Source organism: Pseudomonas sp. No.21 (assembly GCF_054558415.1).
Genome location: NZ_BAAJNO010000006.1, coordinates 209,238 through 225,088, shown reverse-complemented (window position 1 = coordinate 225,088; position 15,851 = coordinate 209,238). Strand labels below are relative to the sequence as shown.

At 66.5% G+C, this 15,851-nt stretch carries 12 protein-coding genes and 1 pseudogene; 7 read left to right on the top strand and 6 right to left on the bottom strand.

All coding sequences use genetic code 11. The features are described from left to right. Nucleotides 1-51: 51 nt before the first annotated feature. The 4 genes from secA (at nucleotide 52) to ACYJSS_RS14125 (ending at nucleotide 5,881) form a co-directional block, all read left to right on the top strand. Nucleotides 52-2,793 (top strand): preprotein translocase subunit SecA, encoded by a 2,742-nt coding sequence (gene secA / locus ACYJSS_RS14140; RefSeq protein ID WP_111262446.1) that lies wholly within the window; start codon nucleotides 52-54, stop codon nucleotides 2,791-2,793. Between the two features lie 123 nt (nucleotides 2,794-2,916). Continuing rightward, nucleotides 2,917-4,134, top strand: a complete 1,218-nt coding sequence (gene argJ / locus ACYJSS_RS14135; RefSeq protein ID WP_111262445.1) for a bifunctional glutamate N-acetyltransferase/amino-acid acetyltransferase ArgJ — start codon at nucleotides 2,917-2,919, stop codon at nucleotides 4,132-4,134. A gap of 161 nt (nucleotides 4,135-4,295) precedes the next feature. Beyond that, entirely contained in the window at nucleotides 4,296-4,937 is a 642-nt protein-coding gene (locus tag ACYJSS_RS14130) for a glutathione S-transferase family protein (protein WP_111262444.1), read from the top strand. Continuing rightward, nucleotides 4,934-5,881: a Nudix family hydrolase gene (locus ACYJSS_RS14125; RefSeq protein ID WP_236204743.1), complete on the top strand. Its 948-nt coding sequence runs from the start codon at nucleotides 4,934-4,936 to the stop codon at nucleotides 5,879-5,881. Before ACYJSS_RS14130 ends, ACYJSS_RS14125 begins: the two co-directional genes overlap by 4 nt. A 333-nt stretch (nucleotides 5,882-6,214) precedes the next feature. On the opposite strand, the gene ACYJSS_RS14120 is transcribed toward ACYJSS_RS14125, so the two are convergent. The 4 genes and pseudogenes from ACYJSS_RS14120 to ACYJSS_RS14105 form a co-directional block, all read right to left on the bottom strand. Beyond that, nucleotides 6,215-6,790 (bottom strand): cob(I)yrinic acid a,c-diamide adenosyltransferase, encoded by a 576-nt coding sequence (locus ACYJSS_RS14120; protein WP_236204742.1) that lies wholly within the window; start codon nucleotides 6,788-6,790, stop codon nucleotides 6,215-6,217. Between the two features lies 1 nt (nucleotide 6,791). Further along, on the bottom strand, nucleotides 6,792-8,804 hold the full coding sequence (locus ACYJSS_RS14115) for a HAMP domain-containing sensor histidine kinase (protein ID WP_111264777.1): 2,013 nt from the start codon (nucleotides 8,802-8,804) through the stop codon (nucleotides 6,792-6,794). A 43-nt stretch (nucleotides 8,805-8,847) separates the two neighbouring features. Continuing rightward, on the bottom strand, nucleotides 8,848-9,759 hold the full coding sequence (locus ACYJSS_RS14110) for a putative 2-dehydropantoate 2-reductase (RefSeq protein ID WP_236204741.1): 912 nt from the start codon (nucleotides 9,757-9,759) through the stop codon (nucleotides 8,848-8,850). After that, nucleotides 9,756-10,724: pseudogene (locus tag ACYJSS_RS14105) on the bottom strand (GGDEF domain-containing response regulator); the annotation flags it as partial. The gene ACYJSS_RS14110 and the pseudogene ACYJSS_RS14105, both read right to left, overlap by 4 nt. 221 nt (nucleotides 10,725-10,945) lie before the next feature. On the opposite strand from ACYJSS_RS14105, the gene ACYJSS_RS14100 reads away from it, so the two are divergent. Next, the gene (locus ACYJSS_RS14100; RefSeq protein WP_236204740.1) at nucleotides 10,946-11,425 is read left to right on the top strand and encodes a YajQ family cyclic di-GMP-binding protein; all 480 of its coding nucleotides are present in this window, start codon (nucleotides 10,946-10,948) and stop codon (nucleotides 11,423-11,425) included. Between the two features lie 111 nt (nucleotides 11,426-11,536). Then, nucleotides 11,537-12,370, top strand: a complete 834-nt coding sequence (locus tag ACYJSS_RS14095) for a mechanosensitive ion channel family protein (protein ID WP_111264781.1) — start codon at nucleotides 11,537-11,539, stop codon at nucleotides 12,368-12,370. A 54-nt stretch (nucleotides 12,371-12,424) separates the two neighbouring features. On the opposite strand, the gene ACYJSS_RS14090 is transcribed toward ACYJSS_RS14095, so the two are convergent. Further along, a complete protein-coding gene (locus ACYJSS_RS14090) occupies nucleotides 12,425-14,191 on the bottom strand; it encodes an AmpG family muropeptide MFS transporter (RefSeq protein ID WP_236204739.1) in 1,767 nt (588 codons plus the stop codon). Nucleotides 14,192-14,266: 75 nt separating this feature from the next. Beyond that, nucleotides 14,267-14,647 carry an MGMT family protein gene (locus ACYJSS_RS14085; protein ID WP_236204738.1) on the bottom strand — a complete coding sequence of 127 codons (381 nt, stop codon included), beginning with the start codon at nucleotides 14,645-14,647 and terminating at the stop codon, nucleotides 14,267-14,269. A gap of 183 nt (nucleotides 14,648-14,830) precedes the next feature. Between ACYJSS_RS14085 and ACYJSS_RS14080 the strand changes: the two genes are divergently transcribed. Then, nucleotides 14,831-15,835 carry a DUF481 domain-containing protein gene (locus ACYJSS_RS14080; protein ID WP_111263042.1) on the top strand — a complete coding sequence of 335 codons (1,005 nt, stop codon included), beginning with the start codon at nucleotides 14,831-14,833 and terminating at the stop codon, nucleotides 15,833-15,835. Nucleotides 15,836-15,851 lie beyond the last annotated feature (16 nt).

The window sequence follows — 15,851 nt, the reverse complement described above, 5'->3', positions numbered from 1 at the left end:
GGGCGACTCCGGGGCCGCCCCCCATCCATATATGTGGAAGATCCTGTCGATATGTTTGCGCCTTTGTTGAAGAAACTCTTTGGAAGCAAGAACGAGCGCGAAGTGAAGCGCATGGCCAAGGCTGTCCAGGCGGTCAACGCCCTGGAAGAGCAGATGGTCGCGCTGTCCGACGAGCAGCTCAGAGCCAAGACCGAAGAGTTCAAGGCGCGGGTAGCCAAGGGCGAGACCCTCGACCAGATCCTGCCGGAAGCCTTTGCCGTCGCCCGTGAAGCCGGCAAGCGGGTGATGGGCATGCGTCACTTCGACGTGCAGCTCATCGGTGGCATGACCCTCCACGAAGGCAAGATCGCCGAGATGCGCACCGGTGAGGGCAAGACCCTGGTGGGTACCCTGCCGGTCTACCTCAATGCGCTGTCCTGCAAGGGCGTGCACGTGGTCACCGTGAACGACTACCTGGCTCGCCGCGACGCCAACTGGATGCGTCCGCTGTATGAGTTCCTCGGCCTCACCGTCGGCATCGTCACCCCGTTCCAGCCGCCGGAGGAAAAGCGCGCCGCCTACGCTGCCGACATCACCTACGGCACCAACAACGAATTCGGCTTCGACTACCTGCGCGACAACATGGCCTTCAGCCTGGAAGACAAGTTCCAGCGCGAGCTGAACTTCGCCGTGATCGACGAAGTGGACTCCATCCTCATCGACGAAGCGCGTACGCCGCTGATCATTTCCGGCCAGGCCGAAGACAGCTCCAAGCTGTACATGCAGATCAACAAGCTGATCCCGCGCCTGAAGCAGCACATCGAGCCGGAAGAGGGCAATGTCGTCCAGGAAGGCCACTATTCCGTCGACGAGAAGACCCGCCAGGTCGAACTCAACGAGCAGGGCCACCAGTTCATCGAGGACATGCTCACCCAGGCCGGCCTGCTGGCCGAGGGCGAAAGCCTGTACTCCGCGCACAACCTGGGCCTGCTGACCCACGTCTACGCCGGCCTGCGCGCCCACACCCTGTTCCACCGCAACGTCGAGTACATCGTGCAGAACGACCAGGTCCTGCTGATCGACGAGCACACCGGCCGCACCATGCCCGGTCGCCGCCTTTCCGAAGGCCTGCACCAGGCCATCGAGGCGAAGGAAGGCCTGAACATCCAGGCCGAGAGCCAGACCCTGGCCTCCACCACCTTCCAGAACTACTTCCGCCTTTATGCCAAGCTGGCCGGCATGACCGGTACCGCCGATACCGAAGCCTTCGAATTCCATTCGATCTACGGCCTCGAAGTGATGGTGATCCCGACTCACCGTCCGGTGGCGCGCAAGGACTTCAACGACCTGGTCTACCTGACCCAGGAAGAGAAGTACGCCGCCATCATCACCGACATCAAGGATTGCCAGGCCAACGGCCGTCCGGTGCTCGTGGGCACCGCCTCGATCGAGAGCTCCGAGTATGTCTCGCAGCTGCTGGTCAAGGCCGGCATCGAGCACAAGGTGCTCAACGCCAAGTACCACGAGAAGGAAGCCGAGATCATCGCCCAGGCCGGTCGCCCCGGCGCCGTGACCATCGCCACCAACATGGCGGGTCGTGGTACCGACATCCTCCTCGGCGGCAACTGGGAAGTCGAAGTCGCCGCCCTCGAGAACCCCACCGAGGAGCAGGTCGCCCAGATCAAGGCCGAATGGCAGAAGCGTCACCAACAGGTGATCGAGGCTGGCGGCCTGCACGTGGTCGCGTCCGAGCGCCACGAATCCCGCCGCATCGACAACCAGCTGCGTGGCCGTGCCGGTCGCCAGGGGGACCCGGGTTCCAGCCGCTTCTACCTGTCGCTGGAAGACAGCCTGATGCGCATCTTCGCTTCCGACCGGGTGAAGAACTTCATGAAGGCCCTGGGCATGCAGTCCGGCGAGGCCATCGAGCACCGCATGGTGACCAACGCCATCGAGAAGGCGCAGCGCAAGGTCGAAGGCCGCAACTTCGACATCCGCAAGCAGCTCCTCGAATTCGACGACGTGGCCAACGAGCAGCGCAAGGTGATCTATCACATGCGCAACAGCCTGCTGGCCGCCGAAGACATCGGCGAGACCATCGCCGAGTTCCGCGAGGACGTGCTGGGCCGCACCATCGACGCCCACATCCCGCCGCAATCGCTGCCCGAGCAGTGGGACATCTCCGGCCTGGAAGCCGCCCTGTACAGCGACTTCGGCATCAAGCTGCCGGTCCAGCAGTGGCTGGACGAAGACGACAAGCTGTTCGAGGACACCCTGCGCACCAAGATCCTCGAGCAACTGATCGCCGCCTACAACGAGAAGGAAGAGCTGGCCGGCGCCGAAGCCCTGCGCTCCTTCGAGAAACAGATGCTCCTGCGCGTGCTGGACGACCTGTGGAAGGACCACCTGTCCACCATGGATCACCTGCGCCACGGCATCCACCTGCGCGGTTATGCGCAGAAGAACCCCAAGCAGGAATACAAGCGCGAGTCCTTCACCCTGTTCCAGGAGCTGCTGGATTCCATCCGTCGCGACACCATCCGCGTCCTGTCCCATGTCCAGGTCCGCCGCGAAGACCCGGCCGAGGAAGAGGCTCGTCTGCGTCGCGAAGCCGAGGAACTGGCCAAGCGCATGCAGTTCCAGCATGCCGAGGCCCCTGGCCTGGAAGAGCCCGAAGCCCAGATGCAGGGCGAAGAGGGTGACGTGGCAGTGGCCGCCGCCCCTGTCCGCACCGAGCCCAAGGTCGGCCGCAACGAGCCCTGCCCCTGTGGTTCCGGCAAGAAGTACAAGCACTGCCACGGCCAGATCAGCTGAGGCTAGGCTGCAGTTCCCCACGCCGCGACCGGCCCAGCCGCTCGCGGCGTTTTCAACTCGACATCCCCGGAACGGCGGCGCCCAGCCGCCGATTCAACTGACGACACGACAAGGAGCGCTTCCATGGCTGTTGGTCTCGGCCCCCTGCCCACCCTGCACCCGGTTCCCGGTTTCGAACTCGGCATCGCCTCTGCCGGCATCAAACGCCCTGGCCGCAAGGACGTGGTGGTCATGCGCTGCGCCGAGGGTTCCACCGTAGCGGGCGTGTTCACCCTCAACGCCTTCTGTGCCGCGCCGGTGATCCTGGCGAAGAAGCGTGTCCTCGGTCCCGTGCGCTATTTCCTGACCAACACCGGCAACGCCAACGCCGGCACCGGTGAGCCAGGCCTCGCCGCCGCCGAGCGCACCTGCGCCAAGCTGGCCGAACTGGCGGGCGTCGACGCCAGCGCCGTGCTGCCGTTCTCCACCGGTGTGATTGGCGAGCCGCTGCCGGTCGAGAAGATCGAAGCCGCCCTGGGCGACGCCCTGGCCGATCTTTCCGAAGGCAACTGGGCCGCTGCCGCTACCGGCATCATGACCACCGACACCCTGCCCAAGGGCGCCAGCCGCCAGTTCGTGCATGACGGCGTCACCGTCACCGTCACCGGCATCAGCAAGGGCGCCGGCATGATCAGGCCGAACATGGCCACCATGCTCGGCTACATCGCCACCGACGCCAAGGTCGCCCAGGGCGTGTTGCAGGACCTGCTGCGCGATGCCGCCAACAAGTCCTTCAACCGCATCACCATCGACGGCGACACCTCCACCAACGACTGCTGCATGCTGGTCGCCACCGGGCAGGCGGCCCTGCCGGAAGTGACCCAGGCCAGCGGCGAACTCTTCGCTGCGCTCAAGCAGGCGGTGCTGGAAGTCTCGATGGAAGTGGCCCAGGCCATCGTCCGTGATGGTGAAGGCGCCACCAAGTTCGTCACCGTGCAGGTCAACGGCGGCGGCACCCACCAGGAGTGCCTGGACGTGGCCTACGCCGTGGCCCATTCGCCGCTGATCAAGACCGCGCTGTTCGCCTCCGACCCGAACTGGGGCCGCATCCTCGCCGCAGTCGGTCGTGCCGGCGTGCCGCAGCTGGACGTGAGCAAGATCGACGTGTTCCTGGGCGAGGTCTGCATCGCCAGCAAGGGCGGCCGTGCCTCGACCTACACCGAGGACCAGGGGGCCGCCGTGATGGCCCGCGAAGAGATCGGCATCCGCATCGAACTGGGACGCGGCGCCTGCAGCGAAACCATCTGGACCACCGACCTGTCCCACGAGTACGTCAAGATCAACGCGGAATACCGCACCTGAGCCTCGTGCCGCCGCGACTCCGTTCGCGGTGTCAACCGCCCTGGCTCCTGGCATTCCCGTTGTTCATGGCCCCATGAGCAACGGGAATTTGCCATCACCGCCTGCGCCTTTTAAGGTCCAGCGACCCCTCTGGATTACCCGTGGGTCTCAAGGAGAAACGCATGGCACTCACCCTGGTCATCGGCAACAAGAACTACTCGTCCTGGTCGCTGCGCGGCTGGCTCGCCATGGCGCTCACCGAGGCCCCTTTCCAAGAGCTGCGCATCCCGCTCTACGCTGCCGATAGCCACAGGCGCCTGCTGGCTCATTCGCCCACCGCCAAGGTGCCGGTGCTGGAGACCGAGGCCGATGGCGCGATCTGGGACTCCCTGGCCATCGCCGAATACCTTGCCGAGCGCTTTCCCGAGGCCCACCTGTGGCCCTTCGGCCAGGCCGCCCGTGCCCATGCGCGCGCCATCTGCGCGGAGATGCACAGCGGCTTCGTCGCCTTGCGCAGCCACATGCCCATGGACATGAAGCGCAACCAGGCGCTGGATGGCATCCCCGAAGAGGCTGCCGAGGACATCCGCCGCATCTGCGCCATCTGGTCGGATTGCCGTCGCCGTTTCGGCCAGGACGGCCCCTATCTGTTCGGCCATGCCAGCATCGCCGATGCCTTCTACGCGCCGGTGGCCAGCCGCCTGCGCAGCTACGCCGTCGAGCTTCCCGGCGAAGCCGCGGCCTATGTCGACACCATTTATCGGTGGCCCGCGTTCCAGCGCTGGTACCAGGCCGCCCTGCAGGAAACGGAGATCATCGAATGAAGCGAGTGCACGTCGCAGCCGCGGTCATCCGCGGCGCCGACGGCCGGGTGCTGATCGCACGCCGCCCGGACGACAAACACCAGGGCGGCCTGTGGGAGTTCCCCGGTGGCAAGGTGGAGGAGGGCGAGGCCGTGCAGGCCGCGCTGTCGCGGGAGCTGGAAGAAGAACTGGGCATCCGCGTGAGCGCCGCGCGCCCGCTGATCCAGGTTCATCACGACTACCCCGACAAGCAGGTGCTGCTGGATGTCTGGGAAGTCACCGCCTTCGACGGCGAACCACACGGTGCCGAAGGCCAGCCGCTGGTCTGGGTGGAGTCCAGCGACCTGTCCGATTACGCGTTCCCGGCCGCCAACCAACCGATCATTGCCGCGGCACGGTTGCCGGACCGCTACCTGATCACCCCGGATGGCCTTGAGGCGGCTGAGCTGCTGGCAGGCGTGCGGCGCGCGGTCGCCGAGGGCGTTCAGCTCATCCAGCTGCGCGCGCCGAACATGTTCGACCCGCAGTACCGCGACCTGGCGGTGGACATCCAGGGGCTCTGCGCGCGCAAGGCCCAGTTGATGCTCAAGGGGCCGCTGGAGTGGCTCGGCGACTTCCCGGCAGCGGGTTGGCACCTGACTGCCGAGCAACTGCGCAAGTACGCCGCCAAGGGGCGCCCATTCCCCGAAGCGCGCTGGCTGGCGGCGTCCTGTCACAGCGAAGAGGAGCTGGAGCTGGCGACCCGGATGGGGGTGGACTTCGTCACCCTGTCACCGGTACAGCCCACCCAGACCCACCCGGACGTGCAGCCCCTGGGCTGGGAGGCCGCGCAATCGATGATCCGCCGCTTCAACAAACCGGTGTACCTGCTTGGCGGCGTCGGTCCCGATGACCGTGAACGGGCATGGAGCATCGGCGCCCAGGGCGTGGCGGGCATCCGTGCCTTCTGGCCCGGCCAAGGCTGAAGAGGGGGAGGGTGGGCGCCATTGTTCACGCCCACCGGCGGGAGTGGGCATGAGCACGATTGGTGGACCGGTGAAGCGTGGTCCACCCTACGCCGCCGGCTCTTGCAGTGCGTCGCGCGTTACCGCCTGCTTCCACATTCGTTTGCTGCTGCCCTCCTGCAATCAGGCGGGAGATGCCGAGGTGGGTAGGGTGGATGCCGCTCTTAGCATCCACCAAAGCGCGCGTGCCGCGTTGATGAGGCCGCAAGGTGTGATCCGCTTCGTGCCATGCGGTTCGGCTGGCCTCCCGGGCTACTGGATGTATCGCCCTATCCTGGCCGCAGAGCCGTGGTTTCAGGCCTTTGCCGCGGCCTGCCACAGCACTTCGCCGATCCCCTGCCGCCGGGCGATCAGGCGGGCAGCGACGAAGAGCAGGTCGGAGAGTCGGTTGAGGTAGGCGAGCAATTCCCCGCGCAGTGGCTCCTCGGCGTTGAGGGCCTGGGCCCGGCGTTCGGCGGTGCGGGCGGCGGAGCGGCAGACGTGGGCCTGGGCCACCAGGCGCGAGCCGCCGGGCAGGATGAAGTTCTCCAGGGGGCCCAGCTCATCGTTCCAGCGGTCGATGGCCACTTCCAGCCGTTCCACTTCGCTGGCGCGCAGCGACTGGTACTCGGGCATCGAGAGTTCGCCACCGAGGTCGAACAGGCGGTGCTGGCAGGGCGCGATCACCTCGATCACTTCAGCCAGCCCGGGCCAGTCGGCCTGCCGCTCGGCCATCTCGGCCAGCAGCAGCCCGATCTGGCTGTTGAGGCTGTCCACCTCGCCGATGGCTTCGATGCGGGGGTGGTTCTTGGCGACGCGACGGTTGCCGGAAAGCCCGGTCTCGCCCGTGTCGCCGGTGCGGGTGTAGATCTTCGAGAGGCGGTTGCCCATATCAGGTTCCCGAGGGGCCGGAGGTCAACGGCAGGCGCAGGGTGAAGCAGGTTCCCTGGCCCGGCTTGGAGTGCACCTCCATCTGGCCCTTGTGGTTGTTGGTGATGATGAAATACGAGACCGACAGGCCGAGGCCGGTGCCCTGGCCCACTTCCTTGGTGGTGAAGAAGGGCTCGAAGATGCGCTTGCGCACGTTCTCCGGAATGCCGACGCCGTTGTCCTCCACCTGGACTTCCGCCCAGGGCGGTGCCAGGCGGGTACGCAAGGTGATGCGGCCTTCCTGGTCGTCGTCGCGCTGGTGGATGGCCTGGGCGGCGTTCTTCAGCAGGTTCAGCAGCACCTGTTCCAGTTCGTTGGCGGTGCCCGGCACCGGCCCCAGGTCGGGGTCGAATTCGCGGGTGATGGTCATGCCCTTGAAGTCGAACCCCTCGGTCAGGTCGAAGTCGTTGCTGGCGATCTCCACGGCCTGGTCGAGCAGCACCGGCAGCAGGCAGGGCGCGAGCTGGCGGTTGCTGCGGCGGCTGAAGGAAAGCATGTGGGTAACGATCTTCGCCGCGCGGGTGCCGGCCTGGTGGATTCCGTCCAGCAGCTTGGGCACTTCGCGTGCTTCCAGGTAGTGGTTCACCGAGTCGAGGCAGATGCCGTCGGCCCGTGCCTGCTCCAGGTTCTTCTCCAGGTCCGGTGACAGGCGCCGGCGGATGTTCTGCACGTTGTGCAGGATCGCCCCCAGCGGGTTGTTGATCTCGTGGGCCATGCCGGCGGCCAGCCCACCGACGCTGAGCATCTTCTCCGACTGCACCACCATCTCCTCCATGGACAGGCGCTGGGTGATGTCATCGACGCGGATCACCACGCCACGCCCGGTGCCGCCCATCAGGGGGTAGAAGGTCAGGCTGTAGTGGCGGACCTCGTCTCCCAGCAGCCAGCTCACCCGTTCGACCTTTTCCACCTTGTGGCGCTCGGCGGTGAGCTTGATCTGCGGCAGGAAGGGCTTGAGCGAAGGGAAGGCCAGGAACACCGGCTGGTTGAGGGCATCGTCCAGGGTGGTGCCGGAAAGTGCGGTGGCTTCCTGGTTCCACTGGGTGACATAGAGCTGTTCGTCGAGGGCGATGAGCGCCGATGGCATCGAGTCGATGATGCTGTTGAGGTAGTTCTGGAACCCGGTGAGCTTCTTCTCGATCTTGCTGCGCACCTGCACTTCCAGCTCCAGCCTGCGGTTGGAGTGACGGGTCTCCTCGGCCAGCGCCTGGGCCTGGTCGACGGCGTTCTGCGAGTCGTCGCGGGCGCGCTTGAGCTGCTGCTCGCGCGCCTCGATGCGGCTGAGCATGGTGTTGAAGGCGTCCGCCAGGCTGCCGATCTCGTCGCGGTTGCCGCGCTGGGCGCGCAAGGCGTAGTTCTCCTCGCGGGTGACCTGGCGCGAGAGCTCCTCGAGGCGGCGGATCGGGCCGGTGACCATCACGCGGATCTGCCGCGCCACCAGCAGCCAGAGCAGCACGCTGCTGGCGAGGATCGCCAGGCTGGCGGTGAGGGTACCGGTGTAGAAGGCCCCGGGCAGCTCGCTGGAGGCCACCAGCAGCAGGTAGCCGGGCGGGCCGTTGTCCTGGGGCAGCTCCACCACCTGGCTGGTGCGGAATTCGTGCAGGCGCCAGCGTTGCAGTTTCTCGGCGTGCTGCGGCAGTTTCATCATGCTGCCGCTGATCAGTTGCGCCAGCAGCTCGCCCTGGCCGTCGTAGAGGGCGGCGGCGCGCAACGGGGTGTAGCTGTCCAGTTGGTCGAGCAACCGGCGGGCGGATTCCGGTGAGGCCAGCGCCTCGCGCGACAGCGGCGCGGTGGCGAACAGGCGGCCGAGGGTCTGCAGGGCCTGGGGCGCCATGCTCTCCTGGGAAATCCAGTAGGCGGCGCTGATGAAGGCCAGGTTGGCGATCAGCAGCACGGTGGCCATCAGGACCAGCAGGGCGGCCAGCAGTTTTCTGCCGACGGACAGGTTTTCGAGGCGCTGGCGCAGGCTGTTCAAGGGGGGATCCAGGCGGTTGGGCTGCCGGCAGGGTAGCGCGGGGTCAGTCCAGCGGCAATCCGCGCTCGGCCAGGTGGGCGCGCAACTGCCTGAGCAGGGCCTGCAGGTGGGGCAGGACCAGGCGGTGGCGCTCGGCGGCGGCGCAGGCGTAGCCCAGCAGGTAGCTGATCTCGGTGCGGCGCCTGGCGGCGACGTCCTGGTACATGGAGGAGTAGTTGGCGGCGGTGGCCTGGATGACCCGGCCGACTTCGTCGTGCAGGTCCTGCGCGGCGTCCGGCTGGCCGCACAGGCGCAGCAGTTCGGCGAGTTCGGCGCACAGCTCCTGGACCTGCGCCGGGTGCTCGAGCAGACCGCCGTTACGGCAGCCGTGGAGCACCGTCAGCGGGTTGATCGCGCAGTTGAGGGCGAGCTTGCGCCAAAGTCGCGAGAGGATGTCCGGCGTCCAGCCGTGTGGGATGCCGGCGTGCTCCAGCTCGTTCAGCCAGGCCGGCGGGGCGACGGCGTGCGGGTCGCCCAGCCAGGTGAAGCCGTGGCCGGCGAAGACCACGCGGAAGTCGCCGTCGCGGAACGCGCCTTCGGTACTGGAGGCGAGCATGCAGCGGGCATGGGGCACGCGCGCGGCGACGGCGTCCTGGCTGCCCAGGCCGTTCTGCAGCAGGACCAGCTCGGCGCCAGGCGCGAGGCGAGGGGCCAGCGTTGCGACGGCCGCCTCGGCGTCATAGGCCTTGCAGGCCAGCAGCAGGCGCTGGATGGGGGACTCGTCGGTGGCGAGTTCGGCGGGCAGATCCAGGCGCTGGGCCTGGCCCTGCTCCACCAAGGTCAGGCCGCCTGCGGCACGGTAGGCGGCCAGGCGGTCGGCGTCGCGCAGTACCAGGCGCACCGGCAGTCCGGCGCGTGCCAGGCGGATCGCCCAGAGGCTGCCGAGGCTGCCGATGCCGAGGATGTGCCAGGTCACGGCAGGGGCAGGCGGATGGCGCTGACCCGGCCGCTGGCGTAGGACTCTGGCAGCAGCCGGGAGGCCTGTTCGATGATGTTCTCCACGTCCACCGGCAGTGCCTTGCCGTCCATGCCGACGAGGCTGATGCCCGCCTTGAGGGTGATGAAGCCCTCGCTGGTCTTGAAGGCCTTGAGGTTGAGGCCTTCGTGCAGGCGCTTGAAGCTGCTGGGCGAGCACTCGTGGAGGTCTTCGAGCAGGGTGATCAGGCCGAAATGGTTGTCATCCAGGCGGGTCAGCACGTCCAGCGGGCGTACCAGCTGCTGAAGGCGCCGCGCGACGCCGTGGAGCAGCTCGTTGTAGAAGTCGTTGCCGTACTGCACGCGCAGGGCGGAGGCGTCGTGCAGGCCGATCAGCAGGTAGCACAGCGCGCCGCCACGGGATTCGACCTGGCGCAGGCTGTCGGACAGCTTCTGGCGCAGGTAGCGCGGGTTGCCCAGGCCGGTGAGCGGGTCCACGAGGTTGCGCTGCTCGAGGCTGGCGATGTTCTGCGTCATCAGCCGGTTCTCGTGGAGCAGGCGCTGCAGGGTGTTGCACAGGCGGTCCGCTGCGTAGACGCGGGGCACCAGTTGCTCGTTCATCGCCGCCTTGCTGATGAAGTCGTCGACGCCGCGGTCGAAGGCCTCGCCCAGGACGTTCTCGCCTTCCTTGCCGGTGAGCAGGATGACGTAGGTGTAGTGGTCGATCATCTCGTCCAGCTGGCGCACCCGTGCGGTCAGTTCGAGGCCGTCGATCTCGGGCATCAGCCAGTCCGCCAGCAGTACGTTGGCGGGGCGCTCCTCGAGCAGGCGCAGGGCTTCCGTCGCACTGCTGGCGAAGCGGACATCCTGGTAACCGGCCTGGGTGAGGGCGCGACCGATCATGGCACTGGAGAACTTGGCGTCGTCCACCACCAGGATGCTGAGATGAGGGTTGGGCATGGCAGGCTCACAGGGAAGTGGCAAGGGTTGGCGGTAGTGGCTTGTTGCTATTAGTGCCTATTTCAGCAGGTTTTGCGTCCGCCTGTCAGAGCTGAATGCTTAGCTGCCATGCAATCCTGCAAAAAACGGGCTCCGTTGCTCAGTTATAATGGGCCCGCTTTTTTTACCGTCAAGCCAGGCGCCTTCCTTACGTGAAGTGGGTCGCGCCGTCTATCTGGAGGAATCCCATGCCATCGTTCGACGTGGTGTCCGAGCTGGACAAACACGAGCTCACCAACGCGGTGGACAACGCGATCAAGGAGCTCGATCGCCGCTTCGACCTGCGCGGCAAGTGCAGCTTCGAGAGCAAGGACAAGGCCGTCACCCTGACCGCCGAAGCCGACTTCATGCTGGAGCAGATGCTCGACATCCTGCGCAGCAACCTGATCAAGCGCAAGATCGATATCCACTGCATGGAGATCGAGGATCACTTCGCGTCCGGCAAGGTGGTCAAGCAGGAAGTGAAGTTCCGCGAGGGCATCGAGAAGGAGCTGGCGAAGAAGATCGTCGCGCTGATCAAGGAGCGCAAGCTCAAGGTCCAGGCCGCGATCCAGGGCGAGCAGGTGCGTGTCACCGGCAAGAAGCGCGACGACCTGCAGGAGGCCATCGCCATGCTGCGCGGCGAGCCCCTGGACTTCCCGCTGCAGTACACCAACTTCCGCGACTGACACTGCTTTTTTGAACCTTCACCGCTGGCCCGCGTCGCAACGTGCAGGGTCAGCGACCTGCGCCGTGGCCTGCCCACGGCGTTTTTGTTCTCGTGAAGGCAAGAAAGGAGAGTGCGTGTGGATATAACCGTCGACGAACTGGTGAGACGATCCGAGGGCTGGCTGCCGATCATCCTCGAGTACAGCGGCAAGCTCACGCTGGCGCTGATCACCCTGCTGATCGGCTGGTGGCTGATCAACCGGATCACCAACCGGGTCAGCAACCTGCTGGCCATGCGCCGGGTCGACAAGACCCTGCACGGCTTCATCGGCAGCCTGGCCAACATGGTCCTCAAGGTGCTGCTGCTGGTCAGCGTGGCCTCCATGGTCGGCATCGAGACCACATCCTTCATCGCCGCCATCGGTGCGGCCGGCCTGGCCATCGGCCTGGCCTTGCAGGGCAGCCTGGCGAACTTCGCCGGCGGCGTGCTGATCCTGCTGTTCCGCCCCTTCAAGGCTGGCGATTTCATCGAGGCCCAGGGCGTGATGGGGACGGTGGACCAGATCCAGATCTTCCACACCGTGCTGCGTACCGGCGACAACAGGACCGTCATCGTGCCCAACGGCTCGCTGTCCAACGGCATCATCACCAACTACTCGAACCAGGCCACCCGCCAGGTGCTGTACGACGTCAAGGTCGACTACGCCAGCGACCTGGCCAAGGCCCGCGAGGTACTGCTCAAGCTGGCCGAGGACCCGCGAGTGCACAAGGACCCGGCTCCGGTGGTGGTGGTCTCCGCACTGGGGGACACCTCGATCAACCTGTCGCTGCGCATGTGGACGTCGAATGCCGATTACTGGGGGGTGATCTTCATGCTCAACGAGTCGGTGCGCGACAAGCTGCACGAGGCTGGCGTCCAGCTCGCCCAGCCGCGCATGGTGCAGGTGGTCCCCACCGCAGGGTGAGGTGGATGCGAGAAGGCCGACGAATGCCGGCCTTTTTCATGTCCATGGAAAGCGCTACGGCTGTTCCGACTGCGCGCGGGGAGCGGGGGGCGGCGCGGCGGGTGCGTCCGCTTCCGTCGTCGGCGGGGTGCTGCTGTCGGGCTGCCGGCGCTCCTGGCCCCACTGCACGGCGATGAGGATCAGCGTCGGCACGCCGAGCAGCGCGGTGAGCTGGAAGAACTGGTGGTAGCCGAGGGATTCGACCATCACGCCCGAGTAGCCGCCGATCAGCCTCGGCAGCAGCAGCATGATCGAGCTGAGCAGCGCGTACTGGGTGGCGGAGAACTTTAGGTTGGTGAGGCTCGACAGGTAGGCGACGAAGGCCGAGGTGGCGAGCCCCGCGCTGAAGTTGTCGCAGGAGATGGTGAGGATCAGCATGTCCAGGTGCGGGCCCATGTCGCTGAGCACCACGAACATCAGGTTGGTCGCCGCTGACGACGCGCCGCCGATGAAGAGGATCGGCAGGATGCCGAAGCGCACGATCAGCAGGCCGCCGGCGCCCGCGCCGAGCAGGGTCATGATCAGGCCGAAGAGCTTGCTGACGCTGGCGATCTGCTCCTTGCTGAAGCCCTGGTCGATGTAGAAGACGTTGGCCATCACGCCCATCACCGTGTCCGACATGCGGTAGGTGGCGATCAGCCCCAGCAGCAGCAGCGCCTGCCAGCGGTAGCGCTGGACGAACTCGCTGATGGGCGTGACCACCGGCGCCATCAGCAGGCGGCCCGGGGCGGAGAAGCAGGCGAGGGCGATCAGCACGAACAGCGTGCCACGCGGCCAGGCGCCCGATGCATAGGCCTTGATGGCCGCCGCCGTGGTCACCAGGATGACGATCAGCACGATCATCGACACCGCCTGGTGGACGAAGTCGAAGTTGGGGATCACCCTGCCCCGCGCGGCCACCAGCAACTGGCGGCGCTGCTGGCTGAGCAGCTCGCGCACCGGGGCGATCTGGCGCCGGCCCCAGGGCGACAGGCAGGCCACCAGGAAGAGGAAGTAGAGCAGGGCGCGCGGCCAGGCGCGGTCGAGCATGCCGGTGATCATCGCCGGCAGGGAGATCAGCATCACCAGCAGGATCAGCACCGAGGCCAACTGGTCCTTGAGCTTGAAGCGCGAGGTGCTGGTCTGGACCTGGGCGTCGATGCGTGGCTCGCGCATCCACAGGCTGGTGACCAGGCCGGGCAGCATGAGGAGGGCGAACAGCAGGTAGGTGCCGGCCCAGGCCCCGTACTCATAGCTCAACGAGGTGGAGCCGAACCATTCGGCGAAGTACAGCGCGCCGGCGGTGGCCAGCAGCGCCGAGACCCGGTAGCCGAGCATGTAGCTGGCGGCCAGTGCGGCCTGGCGGCTGTCCTCGGCGATCTCCAGGCGGTAGGCGTCGACGGCGATGTCCTGGGTGGCGGAGGCGAAGGCCACCACCACGGCGATCGCGATCAGCCAGGTCAGGTGCTGTTGCGGGTCGCACAGGGCCATGCCCACCAGGCCCAGCGCCACCAGGACCTGGGACAGCACCAGCCAGGAGCGACGGCGACCGAGGCGACCGAGCAGCGGCAGGCGGAACTGGTCCAGCAGCGGCGACCAGATCCATTTGAAGGCATAGGCGAGGCCGATGAGGCTGGCGAAGCCGATGGTCTCGCGGGAGACGCCCGCCTCGCGCAGCCAGACGGAGAGGGTGGAGAACACCAGCATGTACGGCAGGCCGGCGGCGAAGCCCAGCAGGAGCAGCGCGAGGGTGGCCGGGCTGGCGTAGGCGGCCAGGGCGGCGCGCCAGGTACGGTGGGGCATCAGGCGTGTAATCCAGAAATCACGGGGCGGTCCATGACGAGGTGCACGCGACGGAACCGCGACAAAGCGCGCACTCTAACCCTTGGGTGGCATGGGAAGCCAGCCATGCCGACGCATATCCACCCGTTCGTTATGGATGAAGACCCCCTCGGCCCGCAAACGTGCCCGCTGCTCGTCCCCGGAGGGGCTTCCGGCCGGCAGGCTGAGGCGTCCACCGGCGGCGATCACCCGGTGCCAGGGCAGGCGCGTGCCGTGGGGCAACTGGCTCAGGGTGCGCCCGACCCAGCGCGCCGCGCGCCCCAGGCCGGCCATTTCGCCGAGCTGACTGTAGCTCACCACCTTGCCTGGCGGCACCTGGGCCAGGGTCAGGTACAGCGCTTCGCGGCGCACCTCGGCGCTGGCCTTGGGCAGGTCGGCCGGGACGTTCACATCGGGGCGTGGCTTGCGGGTCGCCATGGCGGGCGGGTGTCCAGTGCGGGGGGGATCGCCAGAATAGGGCGGCGGCCAGGGGGCTACAACCGCATTGCGGCAGCCTCTTTTTGTGGAACTTGAGGCTTGTCCGTCGGTCAGTCCTTGCTCAGCCGCCGGGCTTGCGGATAATGCCCGGTTTTTCGCGAACTTGAGCCCGTGTATCCGCCTATGTTGTCCAGAACCCTGTTGTGCCTAGCCATTGCGGCTGCCTCGACCCCCACCCTCGCCGACACCGTGTGGATGAAGAACGGCGATCGCCTGTCCGGCAAGATCAGGGTCTTCGATGGTGGCAAACTCATGCTTGAAACCGATTACGGCGGCTCCATCCCGCTGGACTGGAAGAAGATCGCCACCCTGGAAAGCGAGCAGGAGCTGATGATCAAGCAGGACGATGTCACCGGCGAGCGTGCCAAGACCCTGCGCCCGGCCGAGCCCGGCAAGGTGATCCTGGCCAACGGCGAGGCGCCCAGGACCGTCGAACTGGCCAGCATCGAGCAGATCATGAAGCCCAAGCCCTTCGTCGAGGACCTGACCTGGTCCGGCAACGTCGACCTGGCCCTGGACTACAAGCGCGCCGAGAAGGACACCGACGACTACGACGTCGACTTCAAGACCAAGGCCCGCCACGGCCGCTGGCGCCACAACGCCACGGGCGAGTACAACCGCGAGTTCCAGGACGACGTGAAAACCACCGAGAACTGGGAGCTCGAGTACGCCCTGGACCGGTTCATCACCGACAAGTTCTTCTGGCAGGGCCGCGCCGAATACAAGCGCGACAAGATCGAGGACCTGGAGCGCCAGCGCACCCTCGGTACCGGTCCCGGCTACCAGTTCTGGGACGACGAGCTGGGCGCATTCTCCCTGGCGTCCCTGGTCAACCGCACCGACTACGAATACACCAATGGCGAGAAGGACAACTTCTACGCGCTCAGCGTGAAGTGGGACTACAACCGCTACCTGGTGGGCAAGACGGTCGAGCTCTTCACCGTCGGCGAAGTCGGCCGCCCGCTGGGCAATGCCGCCGACTACTCCCTGGATGCCGAAGTGGGCCTGCGCTACAAGGTCACCGACTGGGCCTCGCTCAACCTGAAGGCCGAGAAGGATATGGTCAGCGGCTCCGAAGGCGAGATCGACGAGACCCGCTACACCGTCGGCTTCGGTGTGGGCTGGTAAGCCTCCCGCCGGCTCC

What these genes read in the sequence shown, in the direction of transcription:
- secA (WP_111262446.1), top strand. Translation starts at nt 52, where the DNA reads ATGTTTGCGCCTTTGTTGAAGAAACTCTTTGGAAGCAAGAACGAGCGC.
- argJ (WP_111262445.1), top strand. Translation starts at nt 2,917, where the DNA reads ATGGCTGTTGGTCTCGGCCCCCTGCCCACCCTGCACCCGGTTCCCGGT.
- ACYJSS_RS14130 (WP_111262444.1), top strand. Translation starts at nt 4,296, where the DNA reads ATGGCACTCACCCTGGTCATCGGCAACAAGAACTACTCGTCCTGGTCG.
- ACYJSS_RS14125 (WP_236204743.1), top strand. Translation starts at nt 4,934, where the DNA reads ATGAAGCGAGTGCACGTCGCAGCCGCGGTCATCCGCGGCGCCGACGGC.
- ACYJSS_RS14120 (WP_236204742.1), bottom strand. Translation starts at nt 6,790, where the DNA reads ATGGGCAACCGCCTCTCGAAGATCTACACCCGCACCGGCGACACGGGC.
- ACYJSS_RS14100 (WP_236204740.1), top strand. Translation starts at nt 10,946, where the DNA reads ATGCCATCGTTCGACGTGGTGTCCGAGCTGGACAAACACGAGCTCACC.
- ACYJSS_RS14090 (WP_236204739.1), bottom strand. Translation starts at nt 14,191, where the DNA reads ATGCCCCACCGTACCTGGCGCGCCGCCCTGGCCGCCTACGCCAGCCCG.
- ACYJSS_RS14085 (WP_236204738.1), bottom strand. Translation starts at nt 14,647, where the DNA reads ATGGCGACCCGCAAGCCACGCCCCGATGTGAACGTCCCGGCCGACCTG.
- ACYJSS_RS14080 (WP_111263042.1), top strand. Translation starts at nt 14,831, where the DNA reads ATGTTGTCCAGAACCCTGTTGTGCCTAGCCATTGCGGCTGCCTCGACC.